This is a genomic window from Shewanella livingstonensis, assembly GCF_003855395.1.
Taxonomy (GTDB): Bacteria; Pseudomonadota; Gammaproteobacteria; order Enterobacterales; family Shewanellaceae; genus Shewanella; species Shewanella livingstonensis.
The window spans coordinates 3,885,222-3,906,221 of the sequence record NZ_CP034015.1 but is presented as its reverse complement, the minus strand read 5'-3'; the positions used below and the strand labels follow the sequence as shown (position 1 = coordinate 3,906,221).

20 protein-coding genes are annotated in these 21,000 nt (G+C 40.3%); 16 read left to right on the top strand and 4 right to left on the bottom strand.

All coding sequences use genetic code 11. The features are described from left to right. Positions 1-206: 206 nt before the first annotated feature. Entirely contained in the window at positions 207-1,229 is a 1,023-nt protein-coding gene (locus EGC82_RS16915; RefSeq protein WP_244212478.1) for an adenylate/guanylate cyclase domain-containing protein, read from the bottom strand. A 232-nt stretch (positions 1,230-1,461) separates the two neighbouring features. Next, complete coding sequence (mutH, locus tag EGC82_RS16910; RefSeq protein WP_124731792.1) at positions 1,462-2,130, bottom strand: DNA mismatch repair endonuclease MutH; 669 nt, start codon at positions 2,128-2,130, stop codon at positions 1,462-1,464. Between the two features lie 762 nt (positions 2,131-2,892). On the opposite strand from mutH, the gene rppH reads away from it, so the two are divergent. From rppH to EGC82_RS16895, 3 genes are all read left to right on the top strand, one after another. Next, positions 2,893-3,411: an RNA pyrophosphohydrolase gene (gene rppH / locus EGC82_RS16905; protein WP_124732689.1), complete on the top strand. Its 519-nt coding sequence runs from the start codon at positions 2,893-2,895 to the stop codon at positions 3,409-3,411. A gap of 24 nt (positions 3,412-3,435) precedes the next feature. Further along, positions 3,436-5,676 (top strand): phosphoenolpyruvate--protein phosphotransferase, encoded by a 2,241-nt coding sequence (gene ptsP, locus EGC82_RS16900; protein ID WP_124731791.1) that lies wholly within the window; start codon positions 3,436-3,438, stop codon positions 5,674-5,676. A 90-nt stretch (positions 5,677-5,766) separates the two neighbouring features. Continuing rightward, positions 5,767-6,567 (top strand): sulfite exporter TauE/SafE family protein, encoded by an 801-nt coding sequence (locus tag EGC82_RS16895; protein ID WP_124731790.1) that lies wholly within the window; start codon positions 5,767-5,769, stop codon positions 6,565-6,567. A 73-nt stretch (positions 6,568-6,640) separates the two neighbouring features. On the opposite strand, the gene EGC82_RS16890 is transcribed toward EGC82_RS16895, so the two are convergent. Then, positions 6,641-7,492, bottom strand: coding sequence for a thymidylate synthase (locus tag EGC82_RS16890; RefSeq protein WP_124731789.1), 852 nt, complete (start codon positions 7,490-7,492; stop codon positions 6,641-6,643). A gap of 246 nt (positions 7,493-7,738) precedes the next feature. Between EGC82_RS16890 and nhaA the strand changes: the two genes are divergently transcribed. The 5 genes from nhaA to EGC82_RS21875 all read left to right on the top strand — a co-directional run bounded on the left by nhaA (position 7,739) and on the right by EGC82_RS21875 (position 11,133). Then, positions 7,739-8,914 (top strand): Na+/H+ antiporter NhaA, encoded by a 1,176-nt coding sequence (nhaA, locus tag EGC82_RS16885; protein WP_124731788.1) that lies wholly within the window; start codon positions 7,739-7,741, stop codon positions 8,912-8,914. Then, positions 8,911-9,297, top strand: a complete 387-nt coding sequence (locus EGC82_RS16880) for a hypothetical protein (RefSeq protein WP_124731787.1) — start codon at positions 8,911-8,913, stop codon at positions 9,295-9,297. The genes nhaA and EGC82_RS16880 overlap by 4 nt, the downstream gene beginning before the upstream one ends. Positions 9,298-9,479: 182 nt before the next feature. Beyond that, the gene (nhaR, locus tag EGC82_RS16875; RefSeq protein ID WP_124732688.1) at positions 9,480-10,403 is read left to right on the top strand and encodes a transcriptional activator NhaR; all 924 of its coding nucleotides are present in this window, start codon (positions 9,480-9,482) and stop codon (positions 10,401-10,403) included. Between the two features lie 30 nt (positions 10,404-10,433). Beyond that, on the top strand, positions 10,434-10,682 hold the full coding sequence (locus tag EGC82_RS16870) for an FAD assembly factor SdhE (RefSeq protein ID WP_124731786.1): 249 nt from the start codon (positions 10,434-10,436) through the stop codon (positions 10,680-10,682). 37 nt (positions 10,683-10,719) lie between these two features. After that, a complete protein-coding gene (locus EGC82_RS21875; protein WP_124731785.1) occupies positions 10,720-11,133 on the top strand; it encodes a protein YgfX in 414 nt (137 codons plus the stop codon). Between the two features lie 32 nt (positions 11,134-11,165). Here the strand turns inward: EGC82_RS21875 and nadB are convergent, their stop codons facing one another. Beyond that, positions 11,166-12,782: an L-aspartate oxidase gene (nadB, locus tag EGC82_RS16860; RefSeq protein ID WP_124731784.1), complete on the bottom strand. Its 1,617-nt coding sequence runs from the start codon at positions 12,780-12,782 to the stop codon at positions 11,166-11,168. Between the two features lie 234 nt (positions 12,783-13,016). Here nadB and rpoE point away from each other — a divergent pair, with 234 nt between their 5' ends. The 8 genes from rpoE to era all read left to right on the top strand — a co-directional run bounded on the left by rpoE (position 13,017) and on the right by era (position 20,998). After that, positions 13,017-13,595: an RNA polymerase sigma factor RpoE gene (gene rpoE / locus EGC82_RS16855; protein WP_124731783.1), complete on the top strand. Its 579-nt coding sequence runs from the start codon at positions 13,017-13,019 to the stop codon at positions 13,593-13,595. A gap of 26 nt (positions 13,596-13,621) precedes the next feature. After that, positions 13,622-14,236 carry a sigma-E factor negative regulatory protein gene (locus EGC82_RS16850; protein WP_124731782.1) on the top strand — a complete coding sequence of 205 codons (615 nt, stop codon included), beginning with the start codon at positions 13,622-13,624 and terminating at the stop codon, positions 14,234-14,236. 41 nt (positions 14,237-14,277) lie between these two features. Next, positions 14,278-15,207 carry a MucB/RseB C-terminal domain-containing protein gene (locus EGC82_RS16845; protein WP_124731781.1) on the top strand — a complete coding sequence of 310 codons (930 nt, stop codon included), beginning with the start codon at positions 14,278-14,280 and terminating at the stop codon, positions 15,205-15,207. Positions 15,208-15,413: 206 nt separating this feature from the next. After that, positions 15,414-15,884, top strand: a complete 471-nt coding sequence (locus EGC82_RS16840; protein WP_164839236.1) for a SoxR reducing system RseC family protein — start codon at positions 15,414-15,416, stop codon at positions 15,882-15,884. 250 nt (positions 15,885-16,134) lie between these two features. Continuing rightward, positions 16,135-17,925, top strand: coding sequence for a translation elongation factor 4 (lepA, locus tag EGC82_RS16835; protein WP_124731779.1), 1,791 nt, complete (start codon positions 16,135-16,137; stop codon positions 17,923-17,925). A gap of 477 nt (positions 17,926-18,402) precedes the next feature. Further along, positions 18,403-19,317 carry a signal peptidase I gene (gene lepB / locus EGC82_RS16830; RefSeq protein ID WP_124731778.1) on the top strand — a complete coding sequence of 305 codons (915 nt, stop codon included), beginning with the start codon at positions 18,403-18,405 and terminating at the stop codon, positions 19,315-19,317. Continuing rightward, positions 19,317-19,997, top strand: a complete 681-nt coding sequence (gene rnc / locus EGC82_RS16825) for a ribonuclease III (protein WP_124731777.1) — start codon at positions 19,317-19,319, stop codon at positions 19,995-19,997. Before lepB ends, rnc begins: the two co-directional genes overlap by 1 nt. Further along, entirely contained in the window at positions 19,994-20,998 is a 1,005-nt protein-coding gene (gene era, locus EGC82_RS16820) for a GTPase Era (RefSeq protein WP_124731776.1), read from the top strand. The genes rnc and era overlap by 4 nt, the downstream gene beginning before the upstream one ends. Positions 20,999-21,000 lie beyond the last annotated feature (2 nt).

Sequence of the window (21,000 nt, the reverse complement as noted above, 5' to 3'; positions counted from 1 at the left end):
AGGGGGAAGAGGTTTTTTTATTGGCAGCAGATCAACGAAATAAAGGCTATAATGAGGTCAGGTCCGTCATCGGTGAAACGACTCCAAAAACCAATCCAAAAACCAATCTATTATAATTTTTTTGCTAATCAATATCATCCTGTTAGCACAACTCTTGTCAGTGTGATTAATGTTGATTATCGCGATTTGATATAAACTGATTTACGCTAGTGATGGGGTAGTTTTATTGGGGCAACACCGTAGACCTCAGTCGGTAACTTTTTACCTTTAAGCATAATAGGGCCTAAGCTAGTGAGATCATACTGACTGTTTTGTTGCTCAAGCCTATGGACGACATCTCCTGATAACAACATTCTTTGACCCAGCGGGTTACATTGGTCTTGCAATCGTGCCAAAGTATTCAATACATCACTAAAGAAACTAATTTCTTGTTTATGTACGCCGACAACCGCTGCTACAACTTGGCCACAATGTGCTGCGGCTTTGAATTTAGGCACAAACCCATATTGCTGCTCAAAGTATTGTCTTTGCCATTGAAGTTGCTGGCAAAATTCAAAATAAATATTCATACAACGATCTTGTTTAATGCCTTGTTCTAACGGCCAGTGGATTAGCACTGCATCACCCATATAACGATAAATTTCTGCTTCATTGTCGGTTACTGTATCTGCCAGCATACTAAAGCTGTCTTGAATTAAACGACTAAAGCGGTAATCACCTAGGGTTTCGGCATGAGCTGTAGATGACACCATATCTATAAATAAGAACAATTGTTGCTCATAACGTGGTTTGTGATATTTGCCAAGGCCAATATTGAGTAATACTTTGGGACCAACTAGCAGTGACATTTGTTCAATAAAAGCTAAACTGACCCGCACTACAACGAGATAAACCACTAACGCTTGAAATGATGGACTGTAAATAATCTGCACAGTGAGCATTTGTCTTAAGGTCACCATGTGATTCTCAATAGCCCACATGTTTAAAAATTGTGTTACGTACGCCAAGGTCGTTGCCCCGAGTAACAGAAATAATCCTTTAAACACCACAGAAAACAAATAAGGCAAGCGGCTGATGGCACTAAAATCCGCAATCAGATTCGACATCCAATGCAAACTGCCAAATACAATCCCCATCATTACTGCAAGTGTTGCTAGATCAGCATTGCCAACGGCCCATTCAGGTAGTTGCGATGATTGTGAGTAGCGAAAAAAAACAAAAGAAGCCATTGCTACACACCAGGCAAAAATAGCGAACAATAATTTTTGAGTTTGACGGCGTGCTTTCACGGAGGATGTGGTTGCCCATATGACTTAGTATATAAGGGGGGTAGTCTATAGAAAATTTACTAACTTGTGATAGTTTATTTGTGATTTAGATCAATAGAAGTGAATAAATATGTGCTGTCATGCAAAGTTTTTCCAATACTACTAACAATCAAAAGATTGTTATTACGACCGATTATGAAAATGCATTGGCTAAAATCTGCTGAGTAAATTCAATTTTAAGGTAAAATCCTCGAGGATTGGATAATTTAATACTGCCATCTTCGGCAATACTTTGGGTAAGCGTTTTACTATTAGCCGCTTTTGGACGTAATTGTAGTACCTCACCCTGACGTGCGCTGATCCTGTCTACCTGGCCTAGCGCAATAAGCTCCATTATCTCTTCCCAATCTTGTTGCAGCTGCCCAGCTTGTTTAGGGTTAGGTTGCCATAAAATGGGGGTACCTATTCGACGCTCTCCTACAGGTATACTCCGAGCCCCTTCAACGGGTACCCATAACACTCTTTGTAATTTATGATAAACGACACTGTTTTCCCAGCTCATGCCTTGAATATTTGTTAGCGGAGCCACAGTGACATAGGTGGTTTCAAGTGGCTTGCCATTGTGATCGATAGGTATCGTTTTCAGTTCAACGCCTAAATGCAAAAAGTCTTGTTGAGGTTTTGAACCTGCTAGTGCGCCTAATTCAGATTCAATAAGTTGGCCAACCCAACCCTTATCGCGGCGTAAATCTGCAGGCACCATTATGTGGTTATCAGCGGCGATATCAGCTAAGCGAATACCTGCCATGTTATGCGCTCTTTGCATTAATTCGCTAAGATTTAAGGGCGATGATTTAGCCATGAACGAGTATTTCTCTTTTATATAAATTGATGAGTCGACGATTAAAACTGATCATATATGCTAACAAGTAATATTCAACGATAACAAGTTTTGTTATTTAGTTATAGGGAGGTTAAAAAGTAACCGTATTTTACTGGGGCAAAACCATTTGATTGAATTTGATTGTAGGTCTATGTTTCTATTTGGATTTTTATATAGCCTCTGTTTTTATAATATACTTGTCCCGAGTTACACTCGTTTTCCCCTAGATTTTGCACATACTTATCCACAGATTTAATGGATAACTGTAATAAAACGACTCTTTAACTGATTAAAAACACCAAGTCAACGCAATAAAATAGCTTTTTAAGCTGTTTAATTTAAAATAAGCCTTGTTATTTGTGTATAACTTAAGTTGCTAAATGAGTGTTTGACCATCTTAATTGATCTTGGTTGTTTTTTGTTCAATAGCTTGAATTAAGCATATATTAAATTTATTAATATTTTTAAGTTAATGTTTATATAGAATTATATTATAATTATGGACTATTTATTTTAAGGGGTGATTAGCTTTTTTTTACCCTGTTATCAAGGTTTACCAAAGTTTCGAACAGAGATATCCACAGATTTTGTGGATAATCCACTGTGTAGGTTTGTTTAATTGTTGATAATTTTGATTTATTAACATTGTTATTCATTTATCCACAGTAAATAGAGGTTTGCCGATAGGCATGCTTTGTGAAACAATCAGACGATATAAAATTTGTTATCTTTGGAGTCCATGTGATTGATAGCGACGGCTTTCGCGCAAATGTGGGCATCATTATCTGTAATAATTTTGGGCAAGTTATGTGGGCCAGACGTTTTGGTCAACATTCATGGCAGTTTCCACAAGGTGGGTTAGATGATGGCGAGTCAGCAGAAGAAGCCATGTATCGAGAACTTTACGAAGAAGTGGGACTAAGACCTGAACATGTTCAAATTTTAACGTCCACTCGATCTTGGTTACGTTACCGTTTACCCAAGCGTTTGGTTCGCCAAGAAAGCAAACCTGTTTGCATTGGCCAAAAACAGAAATGGTTTTTACTACAATTAAAAGGTCATGATAATACTATTAACCTCAACTCTTCTGGTCATCCTGAATTTGATGATTGGCGTTGGGTTAGTTATTGGTATCCTGTTCGTCAGGTAGTGTCTTTTAAGCGCGACGTATACAGAAAGGTCATGAAAGAGTTCGCATCGACGACACTAGCGCTACAAACGCGTGAGTTTAGTAAGAAACGAAGCAAACAACGGAGTTAACTGATTTCAAAGAGGATTGGAACAGTGTTAAATATGCTCAGGGATATCACTCAAGCTGTTGCCAGAGCCAGCAGCCTTGAAAGTGCATTAAATGTATTAGTGTCACAAACTCGATTAGCGATGGCAACTCACTGCTGTTCTATTTATATCCTCGAACAACAACATCTTGTGTTATCGGCGACCGAAGGACTCGAAAAGTCCGCGGTTGGTCGAGTCAGCATGCCATTATCGGAAGGTTTAGTAGGCTTAGTTGCAGAGCGTGAAGAAGCCGTAAACCTTGCCGATGCTCGTATTCATCCGCGATTTAAATTATTCCCTGAAGCTGCAGAAGAAGAATATCGAGCATTTTTGGCTGTGCCGATCATTTTTCAAAAACAGCTTGTGGGCGTTATTGTGGTTCAACAGCCAGAAGCCCGTCAATTCAGTGAAAGCGAAGAAGCCTTTTTAATGACTCTAGCGGCTCAACTAGCAGTCGTTGTTCGCAGTTTGAAGCACAAAGCCGCCATTACCAATGTGCAACAACAAGTGCTTTTTAGTGGTGTGAATGCATCAAGTGGCATTGCCATTGCTCACGGGTTGGTTTTGGGCGGTGTTATCTCACTGGAACAAGCCGATGTTCGCTGTATTGATATTGATGTTGAAACTCAACGTTTAAAGTTGGCTATGCAGCGTTGTAAAGACATGTTGTCGTCTATATCGCAACGATTTGAACGTGAAAACTCTGCTGAAGTCGCCTCTATTTTCACTGCATTTCAATTACTGCTCGATGATTCTAGCCTTGGTGGTGAATATGCTCGAGAAGTTGCTTTAGGCTGGCAGGCTGAATCTGCAGTAAGCAGAGTTTCGGTTCGTTATATCAAACAGTTTTTGGAGATGGAAGATCCTTATCTAAAAGAACGTGCCAGTGATATTCGCGAGCTTGGGCAAAAGTTACTTCGACAACTTATAGAGCCTGGTCGACTAGAATTAGAACCTGATAAACCGGTTATTTTAGTTGCTAAAGAAGTGGATGCTACTTTGCTAGCTGAGTTTCCTCGTCAAAAACTGGCGGGTATTGTCACTGAACGTGGTGGGGTTAATGCCCATGCGGCTATTTTAGCGCGTGCTTTAGGTGTACCTGCCATTGTTGGCGTTGATGATGTGTTATCAATCGATATCGATCAAAAACTATTAGTTCTGAATGCTAATCGAGGTCAGCTATTAGTGTCGCCGTCGCCGGCCGTGATTGAAGAATACCAGCTTCTAATTGATGCCGATGTTGAAAAGCAAAAGCAATTTTCTGCGGAGCTGAGCTTACCTTCAGTGACCACAGATGGTCAGCGGATCCACTTATATCTTAATGCTGGATTATTGAGTGGCATTGCTTCTGAAATAGCTGAATGTGCTGATGGTATTGGATTGTACCGAACTGAAATTCCTTTTATGTTGCATCAACGCTTTCCTAGTGAAAGTGAACAAATTAATGTCTATCGCCAGGTATTAAGTGCCGCAGGAGATAGACCAGTTGTGATGCGTACATTGGATGTGGGCGGTGACAAGCCGTTACCGTATTTTCCGATTAAAGAAGACAATCCGTTTTTAGGCTGGCGAGGTATTCGTTTATCGCTTGATCATCCTGAGTTATTTTTAGTGCAATTACGCGCGATGTTGCAGGCCGCTGGCAACGGTAATCAATTGCAAATATTATTACCGATGGTCAGTAACCTTGATGAAATAGATCAAACATTAAAATATTTAGAGCAAGCATTTACTGAATTGAATCAAGAGTTAAATACTATTTTAGTGAGGCCTAAGATCGGCGTTATGCTTGAAGTACCCGCATTATTGTATCAATTACAAGATGTGGCTAGTCGGGTCGACTTTGTATCGGTTGGTAGTAACGATTTGACTCAGTATTTATTAGCTGTCGATCGCAATAATCCTAGTGTGAGTTCGCTATTTGATAGTTACCATCCTGGGATTCTTCGTGCACTAAAACGCGCTGTGGATGAATGTAAGCAGTATGATTTAGATGTTAGTGTTTGCGGTGAGCTTGCCGGTGAACCTTACGGCGCATTGCTTTTAGTTGCTATGGGTTATAACAAACTCAGCATGAATCAAGGTAGTTTAGCCAGAATTAACTTTTTACTTCGACGAGTATCAAAACAACAGTTAACTGAGTTGTTAGGATCTATTTTACAACAGTCAAATGGTAACCAGGTTAGGGGCATATTGGCTCATTTCTTACGAAAAAATAATTTATCAGATTTAGTTAACATCGATTAGCAATGCGATTGAATCAGCCTATGAAAACACGTAGATGATTTTTTAAAATGGTTCATAATATAACCAAACGTCAGTTTTAAGGATGTCATCGTGGATAGTTTGCTACAGGTCTTTTTCATTTGCCTTGCGTTGGGTTCGGTGGTGGGGTTTTTAGCTGGGCTGTTAGGTATTGGCGGTGGGCTAATTATTGTGCCTGCACTGTTATACATTTTACCTTCCGTGGGTATTGGCTCTGCACAAATCACTCATGTTGCTATTGCTACATCACTGGCATCAATTATTTTAACCTCAATGTCTTCGGCCGTTGCGCACCATAAACGCGGTAATATTCCTTGGGAGTTATTTAAACCTATTTTCCCCGGGATTGTGATAGGGTCTTTAGCATCGGCATTTGTATCTGAGCAAATAGCATCAGATGATTTACAACAGGCTTTTGCTATTTTTGTGGTGTTAATGGCAGCACAAATGGCGTTTCCATTTAAAGTTAAAACGGGTAGCAGTTTGCCTAGTTTTGTAGTGTTATTCATCATCTCATCGTTGATAGCGCTAATTGCTGGTTTAATGGGTATTGGTGGTGGAGTCTTACTGGTACCATTTTTGAGCTATTGTGGTTTACAAATGCGCCAAGCTGTGGGGTTTTCGTCGGCAACTGGAATGCTTATCGCGGTATCAGGAACCATTGGCTATATCATTGCGGGTTTCGATGTACCCAATTTACCTGAAGGATCGGTTGGGTTTATATACTTACCAGCATTAATCGGTATTATTATTAGCTCAATTCTGTGCGCGCCCATAGGTGTAAAAGCTGCAAGCTCTTGGCCAACACCCGTATTGAAAAAAATCTTTGCAGGATTACTTGTTGTTGTAGGGCTAAAACTGTTGTTGAGCTAACCCGAATTGGTATAAAAACGCCTTTGTTCAAGTACTTGAGCAAAGGCGTTTTTATTAATAAACTAAATGTGTTTTACACAGCAAAAGGATATTTAATCGCGTCGTGATGCTGATAATCTTCAATACTAAAATCATCTAAAGTCACCCACGTTTCAATGTCTTTTAAGGTTTTAATCTTTGGATTAATGATTAACTTAGGTGAGGCAAAGGGTTCACGTTGTAGTTGAATATCGCGCATAGGTTCAAGCTGATCTTCGTAAATATGAGCATTAACAATTTTATGATACGCCTTACCGGCTTTATGGCCTGTTATCTGCGCCATTAATGCCAGTAGTACATAAACTTGTACCATGTTGAAATTTAACCCTAAAGGGACATCACAGCTTCTTTGAGTGCTATTGAGATACAAGGTATCACCGAGCAATGAAAAGTGGTGTTCGTACATACATGGGCGCAAGCAACCTAAGTCAAATGCCCCTGGATGAAAGAAGGTTAAAATCTCTCCACGATTATCGATGCCATCGGTTAAATCATCGACAATCTGTTGCAATAAATCAACATGGCCACCATCGGGTTTTGGGAATGCACGTCCTAATGCTCCATAAATTAATCCCATGTCATCGGGACCTTTGCGATTTGGGTTATCTAGCCATGCTTGGTTTTCATTGGCGTTGGCATCCCAGGTTTTAGTGCCTAACGCTCTAAAGTCCGCAGCATTTTGATAGCCACGTAAATAACCAAGGATCTCTGCAATGGCTGATTTCCAAAAGCTTTTACGTGTTGTAACTAGCGGAAATTGATTGTTTGCAACGTCATAAACAAGATCGGCATTTATAACGGTTAGACATTTTTTGTTAGTGCGAGCATTATTGACCCATTCGCCTTCATCGACAATACGCTGGCACAAATCTAGATATTGTTTCATCTGTTTAATCCTTTTTACTTTTGTAGATTATACCCAACTGATGGTTAATTTACACCGCCTAATCTGTAGGTCACGGCTTAATCTACGCTATGCTTCACAATGTCTACATGACTTGAATAAAAATATAAAGAAGTCTTATCGAGACTTGATACCTCGGAAATACCGAGTTAATATCAAGAAACAATCGATTATTATTGTTTCAATGATTCAGATAGACTTATATTATTGTTTTTTTAGGAGTGTTATATGGAACGTGCAATTAAAAACTTCTTAAGCCAAGAGTCTGCGGGCGGCATTTTATTAATCGTTGCTGTCGCATTGGCGATGATTTTAGCCAATTCACCGTTAGCGTTTGTATATCAAGATTTCTTAGGCACTGAAGTGCAGTTTAGAGTAGGTGATCTTGATATCGATAAGCCGCTGTTACTGTGGATTAATGATGGCTTGATGGCATTATTCTTTTTATTAATCGGTTTAGAAGTAAAGCGTGAATTACTTGAAGGTGCGCTGTCGAGCGTAGCTAAGGCATCATTGCCCAGTTTTGCTGCTATTGGTGGCATGGTGTTTCCGGCATTATTCTACTTAGCATTTAATTATTCAAACCCAGAAACTCAGATCGGATGGGCCATTCCTGCTGCTACTGATATCGCCTTTGCACTAGGTATTATGGCACTACTCGGTAGTCGTGTGCCCGTAGCGTTAAAAGTGTTTTTATTAGCTCTGGCGATTATTGACGACCTAGGAGTCATTGTCATTATTGCTCTGTTTTATAGCACTGATTTATCAATGCTTAGTTTGGTGATTGCCGCGGTATCGATCGTGTTGATGGTCGCACTAAACAGGAAAGGAGTCAGTTCAATTCTGCCGTATGGTTTACTCGGTTTTGTTTTATGGGTTGCAGTATTAAAGTCTGGAGTACATGCGACATTGGCGGGAGTGATTATTGCATTTTGTATTCCGCTTAGAGCCAAAGATGGTTCCTCACCGTCGGAGCATTTAGAGCATAAGCTACACCCGTGGAGTACCTTTATGATCTTGCCGGTATTTGCTTTTGCGAATGCAGGTTTGTCATTAACGAATATGTCATTTGATACATTTGCTGAACCTATCACCCTGGGTATTATCATGGGTCTGTTGTTAGGTAAGCCGATTGGAGTGCTGTTATTTAGTTATTTAGCGGTAAAACTGAAGCTAGCTGAATTACCACCAGGCATTGGCTGGAGGCATATCATACCCGTTGCTGTTATGTGTGGTATTGGCTTTACCATGTCGGTGTTTATTGCTTCGTTAGCATTTGAACACTCACCCGCTGCATTTGGTGATTATGCAAGACTAGGTATTTTAACAGGATCGTTATTTGCGGCTGTGATTGGTTACTTTTGGTTAGCCAAGGTACTGCCTGAAAATGGAGTAAAATCATGAAATTGAATAAATTGACTTTCGGAATACTACTGACCAGTTTTGTTATTCCTGCATCGGCTGAATCATTTAATGTTTGTCTAAAATCATCTGATTCACCGACTTGCCAAAGTTATCTAGAAGGTGTGGTCGATGGTGCACTAATGTATCGGGATGATTTGGCAAAGAAAAGAATTAATCCAAACGATTACGAGTCAAGAGCACTAAAATACCGAGCAGGAAAACGTTACCAATCGGCGAATTTGAATTATTGCTCTAGTCATATACCGGTAAAATCTGAAATTGTATCAGCACTCACAGAGCAGGTGTCGTTAAACAATGTTAATAACAGTGACGAGCTTGAGTCAGTGATCACTAGTTTAATGGATTGCCGACGGAGTCAGTAACTCGATCTTTACTTAACGCAGCCGTTTGGCTGCGTTTTTTATGGTTAATCTTGGCTAATCAATATGGTAACTAACTATGGTGAACTAATATTGTTGTTGATTAGTATCGATTAATGAGCAATAGAAGTTGCGGTTTATTTGCTATAGTAGTGTGAGTGAATTTTGTTAGGTTAGTGATTGATATGCAGCATTTAAATTATAACCATTTATATTATTTTTGGATGGTACAAAAAAAAGGCTCAGTGACTAAAGCCGCAGAAGTATTATGCCTTGCTCCTCAGACCATTACAGGTCAGATTCGCTCATTAGAACAAAGATTGAAAGGAGCGGTTTTTAAGCGTGTTGGGCGTAACTTGGAGGCAACTGAACTAGGCGAGTTAGTCTTTCGTTATGCCGATAAGATGTTCAGTCTTAGCTATGAAATGCTCGATATACTTAATTATCAAAAAGATGATTCACTGCTGTTTGAAGTCGGTATTGCCGATGCTTTATCTAAAGCCTTAGTGAGTAGAGTATTGTTAACCGTGATCCCTAATGACGGGTCGGTACATTTGGCGTGTTATGAATCAACCCACGATAGTCTTATTGAGCGTTTACGTGAGCATAAGCTAGACATGATTTTATCTGATTGCGCTGGCGGCTCGTTGAAATATCCTGAGATTCTATCTAAAAAGCTAGGCGAATGCGGTGTGAGTTTCTTCTGCGCTGAAAAAATCTTAACTCCTTTTCCAGCTTGTCTTGAGCAGCGTAAATTATTGATCCCAGGTAAGCGGACATCATTGGGACAACAGTTACACGGTTGGTTTGCTGAAAAAAGTCTTAATGTTAGTATCTTGGGTGAGTTTGACGATGCAGAAATGATGAAAGCATTCGGCTATTTTAATCAAGGAATTTTTGTCGCACCGTCTATTTATCGTCATGATATACTGTCACAAGGTATGGTACTGCTCGGTGAAACAACCGATATCAAAGAAGAATACCATGTGATGTTCGCCGAGAGAATGATCCAACATCCTGCGGTAAAGTCATTACTGGCAACGGATTTTGGTGAACTATTTGCAGGACGAGATAAACAAGTACAAGATTTTGAGCACCGTATAAGCTAGCTTGTGATATTAGAAATCAGGAGAATTGTGTTGGAATTAATGAATATAGCTCGCGTACGCTGGGCATGTCGTCGCGGAATGTTAGAATTAGATATATTGCTTCAACCTTTTATCGAAAGCCAATATGAAGCCATGTCCGATGATGATAAAACCACTTTTATTCGGTTATTAGAGTGTGAGGACCCGGAGTTATTTGCGTGGTTTATGGGTCATGAACAATGCCAAGATCCATTATTAGCTCAAATGATAATAAAAGTCCGTGGAAGAGCAGCACCTTAACTCGGCGGAAGATTCGTCAAGTAATACTAGCACTTATATGCAGCAATTTGCATTGAGTGCTTCGTTTTTACAGCGTGGAGCCTTAGTGGCCTTTTTCGCTGTGATATTAAGTAGTTTTTTGGCTTGGCCTCACTATCCTTCCTTGATATACAACATCCTTCAAACGCTATTATTCATCGTTATCATTATCATATTTACTTATGCTTGGCGTAGCGTCTCACGTTGGCGTTGCTTGCTTACTTTTGGTGATAAAGGGACTGGTACATTATTAGATCTTAGTGGACACACCCAAAAAATAAGGCTCAGTAAAAAACCGTATATTAGTCCATTGTTGTGCATAATTTATTTGCAGAACACTAAAACGGCAGAATATCAGTTATTGCTAGTGTGGAATGATATGTTAGACGACACAGCATATCGTAATCTGTGTCGTCTATTAGTGAGTTATTAGCAGTATCAATTAACTCATTCTCTTAATGATGACTAATTGCCAGGTTGTAAGATGGTTGGTTTAGGGTTGTCGATTTGTTTCGGATAATCAAGATTATAATGAAGACCTCGACTCTCTTTACGGTCCATTGCACATCGAATGATTAGTTCTGCTACTTGGACTAAATTTCGCAGTTCTAATAAGTTGTTACTTACCCGAAAGTTTGAATAATACTCTTCAATTTCTTGTTGCAGCATCAAGCATCGTCTCAGAGCTCGTTCTAATCGCTTATCTGTTCTAACTATTCCGACGTAGTCCCACATAAAGAGTCGTAATTCGTGCCAATTATGGGCGATGACGACTTCTTCATCTGAGTTAGTGACTTTGCTCTCATCCCATACCGGTATCGGACAAGGCATTGGTATTTTATGCAACAGACCTTCGATATCTTGTGAAGCTGCACGGGCAAAGACTAAACACTCAAGTAGTGAATTACTCGCGAGTCTGTTAGCGCCATGTAAGCCGGTGTAGGCCACTTCACCAATAGCATATAAGCCATTTATATCTGTTTGACCATGAAGATCTGTCATCACACCACCGCAGGTATAGTGCGCTGCTGGAACCGCTGGAATGGGGTCTTTAGTGATATCAATACCCAACTCAAGACAACGCTGATAAATGGTTGGGAAGTGTTTAATGATAAAATCAGCAGGTTTATGGCTTATGTCTAAATAGACACAATCGGCGCCCAAACGTTTCATTTCATAATCAATTGCGCGAGCAACAATATCTCTAGGAGCGAGTTCTGCTCTTTCGTCGAAGTCGGGCATAAAGCGGCTGCCATCAGGGCGACGTAAATAAGCCCCTTCACCACGTAATGCTTCCGTTAATAAGAAGTTTCTGGCATTAGGGTGAAATAAACACGTTGGATGGAATTGATTAAACTCCATATTGGCAATACGGCAACCTGCACGCCATGCCATTGCAATACCATCGCCACTGGCGATATCCGGATTCGAGGTATATTGGTAAACTTTTGAGCTGCCACCTGTTGCTAGTGCAACAAACTTGGCTCTTACGGTTTCTACATGTTCCTCATCACGATTCCATACATAAGCACCAAGTACACGGTTACCCGGTCGATGCAATTTTCGCGTGGTGATTAAATCAATCGCATTGTAACGTTCAAGTACTTGTATGTTTGGGTGAGCGATAGCCCGTTCTTGCAAAGTGGTTTGCACCGCTTTACCCGTTGCATCGGCAGAATGCAGAATACGACGATGGCTATGCCCGCCTTCACGAGTTAAGTGGTAGGGGGCGGTGCTGTTATCGACTCCAGCTAAGGTTTCTTCTTTATCAAATGCCACACCACAATTAATTAACCATTGCATGGCGCTTTTGGCATTTTCTGCGGTGTATGTCACAACTGATTTATCACATAATCCGGCGCCAGCGATTAAGGTATCGTTGACGTGGGACTCAATTGTGTCGCTTTCATCAAAAACAGAGGCGATTCCACCTTGAGCATATAGAGTCGATCCTTCAGATAACGGACCTTTCGAAAGAAGAATTACTTTTGATTTTTCAGCAAGATGTAGTGCTAAAGTTAGTCCAGCAGCGCCGCTGCCGATGACCAAAATGTCAGATTGATGTTCAACTGCTTGTTTCATCAGGTATCATGGTGTGGCTTAGTGGTTTGATCATAGTAAATCAAATTACTCAGACTGGGTACTTTTACAGCGTATTTTATTGATATTTTGCTTAGATATTTTTTTTATATGCAAAATAAATTAACTTTTTTTAATTCAACATCGAACTTTCTTCATATTGGTAGGTCTACTTATATGAACAGGATTCGAGCGACTGAGAAATCAGTATTACAGATTTAGGAGTAGTCGGCTCGGATGAGTGGACAATATAGTGATCAACAATTAGTTGAACGAGTACAGCAAGGCGATAAAAATGCATTTAACCTGTTAGTGCTAAAGTATCAAAATAAAGTGATGAGTTTAATTTCTAGGTATGTCCGCAATCAAGCGGATGTAGCGGATGTGACACAAGAAGCCTTTATTAAAGCGTACAGAGCGTTAGCAAATTTTCGTGGTGAAAGTGCATTTTATACATGGTTGTACCGTATTGCGGTAAACACCGCAAAAAACCATCTTACATCGCAAGGGCGCAGAGCACCTGCAAACGATGTCGATATAGAAGATGCAGAATATTATGAAGGCAGTGATGCACTAAAAGAGTTTGCATCACCAGAGCAATTATTAATGAAAGATCAAATGAGTAAAGTGATCTTCGATACGCTCGATACTCTGCCTGAAGAGTTAAAAATGGCAATATCGCTCAGAGAGCTAGAGGGAATGAGTTATGAAGATATTGCCAATATAATGGATTGCCCTGTCGGTACGGTGAGATCTCGCATCTTTCGTGCTCGAGAAGCAATCGACAAACAGCTCCAGCCTTTGCTGGAAAAGTAACAGCCTTAACCTTAGATAGGTGAATAATGCTTAAATCAAGTCAAGAGTGGGTATCTGCAGCAGTTGATGGTGAAGTCGATGATAAAACATTGGCGCAGCTTTCTGCTGACGTTGATTCACATGATGAATGGCAACGCTATCACATGATAGGCGATGCGATGCGCGGTGAGTTACCGGCAACCATTGACTTAGACCTTTTTGCTAGCATCACAGCAGCAATTGAGCTTGAACCGACAATTATTGCACCTCAAGCCAAGCAAAATGAATCAGCTGCAACCGTTGAAGCACAACAACATGTGGCGTCGAGTTCAAACGTTGTCCCTTTTTTCAAACAGTTTGGCCAATATGCTATTGCAGCAACCGTTGCTATGGTAGCCATTGTTGGTGTGCAGAACTATAACCAAACTAATGATGTTGAGTCACCACTTCCAGTGCTAATGACCCGTCCTTTAGTGGGTACTGTGTCTCCGGTAAGTTATCAAACAGGTGCGGTACAAAGTCAACAAAGTTATTCGAATGAACAAGTTATAGAACAGCGTCGTCGTATTAATGCTTATATTCAAGATCATATGTTGCAACAACGCTTGAATCCGGGTGTTGCTGTTGATAATAGCGTGCAAGATGCTGCGGTAAATCCATAATCCGTTGGCATAAACCTTATCTCACCATGTTAGGAGTTAGCTTGCGCCTTATCCTGCTAGCAATGTTAGTGTTAACCTTTCCAACACACGCTGAAGATGATTTGTCTGCTAAAGCTTGGCTTAATAATATGAGCCAAGCAATGCATGATAAGCAATTCAAAACCTCTATTATTCAATTACAAGCTGACCATATTCGTCCGCTTGTTTACATTCATGGTATTGTCGATAATAAAGAAGTCGCTATACTTGAATACCTTAATGGTCCCCCTAAAACTGCAGTTAGAGTTGGCAATACGGTTACGTTTATAGAACATGACCAACCAGCTTATAGCGTTGTTGCGCCTCGTATCCAAGGTGTTTGGCCTGCTGCTTTATCTGGTGATTTAAGTCAGCTTGAAAAAGGCTATCAATTTGTTATCGGCGGCCGAGGTCGTATTGCAGGGCGTTCAGGGCAGATGATCCGTTTATTGGCTAATGATGATCGTTATGATGCTCAGGTATGGATTGATATGGATACTTATCTGCCTTTACGTTTTGATACCCTCAATAAAGACAAGCAATTACTTGAACAAACCATGGTCATAGAGCTTAATGAATTAACTGAGCCTGCGAACATTTTAATTGAAGCTGCCAAGCAAGAGTGGCCAGCGGTAATGAACCAGGCAGAACGTACAGATGGTAAAAACTGGCAATTTACCTGGTTACCAGAGGGTTTTGATGTCGTTGTTCGTGATCATCATCGTTTGATTGGTATTCATGAACCTGTTGAGTATGTTGCGTTAACGGATGGATTAGCTAATATTTCTGTGTATGTTGCCCGTGCAGGAGAAAATCCAATGCCAAATGAATTACTCATTCGTAATGGGTTATCCATGGTGGTGGTTAAAGTCGGAACACTTGAGGTGGTTGCCATTGGTAAAGTCCCTTCTGAAACCTTGGATAAAATTGCCAATAGTTTAGTGTTAAAATAAACGATTATTAATTGACGAGTAAGCCGTGCCACGAAGTTATTGTGTCACGGCTTACGCGTATTAGTCGTCAGTGAACCGTTAGAAATGATATAGCTTAGCGGTAAACTTGCTTAGCCAATGTGTAAGATTGTGCTAAAGTCATGCCATTATTTACGGGTTGAGTTTGTTAAATGAATAGCCACATATCCGAATCGTCTACATCAACAATGATGGAAGAAATTGCCCGAGTGGTTGATTATCAACAAGGTTGGGCAACGGTTGAGGTAGAATTAAAAAGTGCATGTAACCATTGTGCTAGCAGTGAAAATTGTGGCACATCAACAATAGCTAAAGCATTTTCGGTGCAAACACAACGTTTTTCATTACCCAGTGACAAAACTTGCCATGTCGGCGACTTACTCAAAATAGGCTTGCCTGAAAGCGTCATTATCAAAGCGGCGGCACTTGTGTACTTATTGCCGTTATTTGGTTTGTTTTTATGTGCATTGGTTGGTCAGATGCTAGCCGCTGGAGTAGGGCTTAGTACCAATGGATTTGCTATGGCGTTTGGTGCAGTAGGAGCGTTGGTTGCCTGGTTTATTGGCAAGCATTTTGCCGCTCAACTCGAAGCAGATGCTACGCCGGTCATTATTGCCTATCTAGGTCAAGAAGTCGGTATTATTAGTGCAGGGCATTAGTCAGCATTTTTAATGCGATACATTAGACCGTATTCTGAACCTTTATATGATAACTCATGACCAGGTATACTGTGCTCAACAGGCTAATTGAACCTAGTAAGGTATTAACATTCTCTCCAAAACCCCTATTTATGGTCAATAATTGCACCAAAATAGACACTATTGCTTAATCTGATTGGTATTAACCCCCTAATCAGGTACAATTTGCCACCTCAATTTCATCATATTTAGTAGTAGTCATTGCAGCATAATGAAACACATTAGAAACTTCTCGATTATTGCCCATATCGACCATGGTAAATCAACTTTATCCGATCGCCTTATTCAGGTATGTGGCGGCTTAACTGACCGTGAAATGGCTGCACAGGTTTTAGATTCAATGGATCTAGAACGTGAGCGTGGCATTACGATTAAAGCCCAAAGTGTCACCCTAGATTACCATGCAAAAGATGGTAAAACTTATCTACTTAATTTCATTGATACTCCAGGCCACGTAGACTTTTCCTATGAAGTTTCACGCTCTTTGGCTGCATGTGAAGGTGCATTATTAGTCGTTGATGCTGGTCAAGGCGTAGAAGCTCAGACATTAGCAAATTGCTATACCGCACTAGAAATGAATTTAGACGTTGTTCCAGTATTAAATAAAATTGACTTACCTCAGGCAGAGCCAGATCGTGTCGCTGCAGAGATTGAAGACATTGTTGGCATTGATGCCATTGATGCTGTGCGTTGTTCTGCTAAGACCGGTGTGGGGGTTGATTTAGTATTAGAAGAAATTATCGCAAAAATTCCTCCTCCAGTGGGTGATGAATCTGCGCCTTTACAAGCGCTAATTATTGACTCGTGGTTTGATGCTTATCTTGGTGTTGTGTCTTTAGTACGTATTAAGAACGGCATTCTTAAAAAAGGTGAAAAATTTAAAGTGATGTCCACAGGGCAAAACTATAACGCTGATCGCATAGGCATTTTTACACCCAAAGAAAAAGATAAATTAGAGCTTCGTGCTGGTGAGGTAGGTTATGTTATTTCTGGTATTAAAGAAATTCATGGCGCACCCGTTGGCGATACTTTAACGCATGCAAAAAATGGCGCAGACAAACCTCTTCCAGGTTTTAAGCGTGTTAAGCCTCAGGTTTATGCCGGTGTATTCCCCATTTCTACGGATGAATATGAAAGCTTTCGCGATGCGTTGAATAAGTTAAGTTTGAATGATGCTTCACTGTTCTTTGAACCTGAAACATCATCTGCATTAGGTTTTGGTTTCCGTATTGGTTTCCTTGGTCTACTCCACATGGAGATTGTGCAAGAACGCTTAGAGCGCGAATATAACCTGGATTTGATCACCACAGCTCCAACAGTGGTATACGAAGTGATTATGAACAGTGGTGAAACTGTTTATGTTGATAATCCATCAGGTTTACCTGCGCTGAACAACATCGAAGAAATTCGTGAACCTATTGTTGAAGCTAATATTCTAGTGCCCAAAGAATACTTAGGTAACGTGATTACCTTGTGTATTGAAAAGCGTGGCTCACAAACCAACATGGTTTATCATGGCAATCAAGTGGCGGTGACTTATCATTTGCCGATGGCTGAAGTGGTAATGGACTTCTTTGATCGTCTCAAGTCAACGAGCCGTGGTTATGCTTCATTAGAGTATAACTTTATTCGCTTTGATCCTGCGGACATGGTGCGATTGGACATTTTAATCAATGGCGACAGAGTTGATGCATTAGCGATGATCATTCACCGCAGTAATATTCGTCATCGTGGTTTGGCATTGGTTGAAAAGATGAAAGAACTGATCCCTCGCCAAATGTTTGATATTGCTATTCAGGCTGCTGTTGGTAGTCAGATTATTGCTCGTTCAAGTATTAAAGCATTACGTAAAGATGTAACCGCTAAGTGTTATGGTGGTGACGTTTCACGTAAGAAGAAACTACTTAACAAGCAAAAAGAAGGTAAAAAACGCATGAAGCAAGTCGGTAACGTTGAAGTGCCACAAGAGGCATTCTTAGCGGTATTGAAGTTAAACGATTAATAATAATTAATTGTTTTAGTTTGCTAGTGCCTGTTGAACTTTGTTGGTTAAATTTTATTCGATATAAAAACGTTTTAATCGAGGCGAGTGGATTACTGCCTAGTAATCTAAGCACCACTTGATTCACAAAGAATCGCTCAACAAAGAGTAAAACGTTTTTAGCCGAACCCTTCGGGCAGCATTTGTTGGTCATTTCTACTGCGTTATCGGCTTTTTATGTAGTATAACTACACGACAAAGCCTCTGCCTAGTAGCTCATGTTTAAGTAATGACCAACAATTCGCTGTAAAAACAACCTTGAAAGATCTACAGACACTAAACGCCGCATATTGCGGCGTTATCATTACTTTTACTATATATTTTGTAACACTCAACTGGGTGAATGTTTATTCGTTAATCACCATACTGGATTGAGTTATTCTGAGCCTTTGCTCAAGCCATATGGATCCAACACACCCAGCAGGAGAACTATCAGTAATGGCAGCCTATTTTTCGCTTATTCTAGTGCTCGTAACCTTAGTCAGTGGCCTTATTTGGTTAATTGATGTGGTTTTTTTTGCACCTAAACGCCGTGAAAGTTTATTAACAGCACAAGCTAATTCATCACAGTTAAGCGCTGATGCGATAGATAAAATCATTCGTGAGCCTGTGTTAGTTGAAACGGCACATTCTATTTTTCCGGTGATCGCATTTGTAATGATTTTGCGCTCATTTATTTATGAACCATTTCAAATCCCATCAGGCTCTATGATGCCGACACTGTTGGTTGGCGACTTTATATTAGTTGAAAAGTTTAGTTATGGACTTCGCGATCCTGTATGGCGTAGTAAATTGATTGAGATTGGCGAACCTGAACGTGGTGATGTGTTTGTATTTAAATATCCTGAAAATCCAAAAATAGACTACATAAAGCGTGTAGTAGGTTTGCCAGGTGACAAAATTTTCTATCGAAATAAGCAGTTAATGATCCAAGAGTCGTGTGTGAATCAAGCTGACTGTTCAGCACCTAAAACGATTGAACATATCGAAATTAATCGTGGTGAGTTCAGTAATAATGGTGTGCCATTAATTCGTTTGAATGAGCAACTTGGTGAAGTTAAACACGATATTTTGATTGATCCGTCGCGTCCTGATTTTAGACAGCACTTTTATCCTCAAGCTGGCCTTCCTGCTGGTGAGTTTGTTGTGCCAAAAGGCATGTACTTTGCCATGGGTGATAACCGTGATAACAGTACCGACAGCCGCTTTTGGGGTTTTGTACCGGAAGAAAACCTAGTCGGTAAAGCCGTTGCTATTTGGATTAGTTTTGAATTTGACCGTAAGTCGAGTGATATATTACCCACATGGGTACCGACCGGCGTACGTTTTGATAGAGTAGGTGGAATACATTGATGGAACCCATTAAAAATTTGCCGCGTTTGTGCCGTACTTTAGGTTATGAATTTAATAATATTGAATTACTTATCCAGGCATTAACTCATCGCAGCGCAGCAAATAAACATAATGAGCGTTTAGAGTTTTTAGGTGATTCGATTTTATCGATAGTCATTTCAGATGCCTTGTATCATCAGTTTCCAAAGGCGACAGAAGGTGATTTAAGCCGCATGCGTGCCACTCTGGTTAAAGGTGACACCCTGACATTAATTGCCATAGAGTTTAAGTTAGGTGATTATTTGTTTTTAGGTCCGGGTGAACTTAAAAGCGGTGGCTTTAGGCGTGAATCTATTCTAGCTGATGCAGTAGAGGCTATTATTGGTGCCGCTTATCTTGATTCCGACATTGAGGTCTGTCGTAAGCTATTATTATCTTGGTATCAAGAGCGTTTAGCAGAGATAAAGCCGGGTATTAATCAAAAAGATCCGAAGACAATTTTGCAAGAATATTTACAAGGTTTTAAAAAGCCATTACCTGATTACCAAGTCGTAGTGGTAGAAGGTGAAGCTCATGATCAGACATTTACTGTAGAATGTCGAATTAGCGAATTAGATAAAGTTGTCACCGGTGTGGCAAGTTCAAGAAGAAAAGCTGAGCAGCTTGCCGCCGCTCAGGTATTGGAGCTACTGAATAAATGACCAAGAAAACAGACTTGCCAGCAGGTGATAGCCAAGAACCTAGCTTAGATGAACTGCTAGCAAGGATGAACCAAGCAGCGCCAATCGCCACGGCTAAATACGCGGTAACTTATTGTGGTATGGTGGCGATTGTTGGTCGTCCCAATGTGGGTAAATCAACTCTTTTGAACAAGTTGCTTGGTCAAAAAGTAAGTATCACCTCAAAGAAACCGCAAACGACTCGTCATCGTATTATGGGTATTCATACCGATGGCCCAAGCCAAATTATATTTATTGATACTCCCGGTCTACACATTGAAGAGAAGCGTGCAATAAACCGCTTGATGAATCGTGCTGCGGCCAGTTCGTTAGCGGATGTTGCTATGGTTATTTTTGTTGTTGATTGCATGACGTGGACCGCCGATGATGAAATGGTATTACAAAAAATTCAACATCGTAATGATGATCGAAAAATCATCTTAGCCATTAACAAAGTGGATAACATTAAAGATAAGGAATCATTATTTCCTTATCTAACTGAATTGGCTAAAAAGTTTGATTTTGATGAGATTTTGCCAATATCAGCCAGTAAAGGCACCAATGTGCAACGTATTTTGGATATGGCACGTGAGTCATTGCCTGAAGCACCATTTTATTTCCCTGAAGATTACGTTACCGACCGTTCACAACGTTTTATGGCATCAGAAATTGTCCGTGAAAAGCTAATGCGTTTTTTAGGGGATGAACTTCCTTATGATGCGACGGTTGAGATTGAACAGTTTAAAATGATGGAAAATGGCGTTTATCAAATCAATGCGTTAATTCTCGTTGAGCGTGAAGGTCAAAAACGCATGGTTATTGGTAATAAAGGTGAGCGTATCCGTACTATTGCAACTCAGGCCAGATTAGATATGGAAACCTTATTCGAGAATAAAGTATTTCTTGAAGTGTGGGTTAAAGTAAAATCAGGTTGGGCTGATGACGAACGTGCATTGAGAAGTCTAGGTTATGGCGAAAGCTAAAT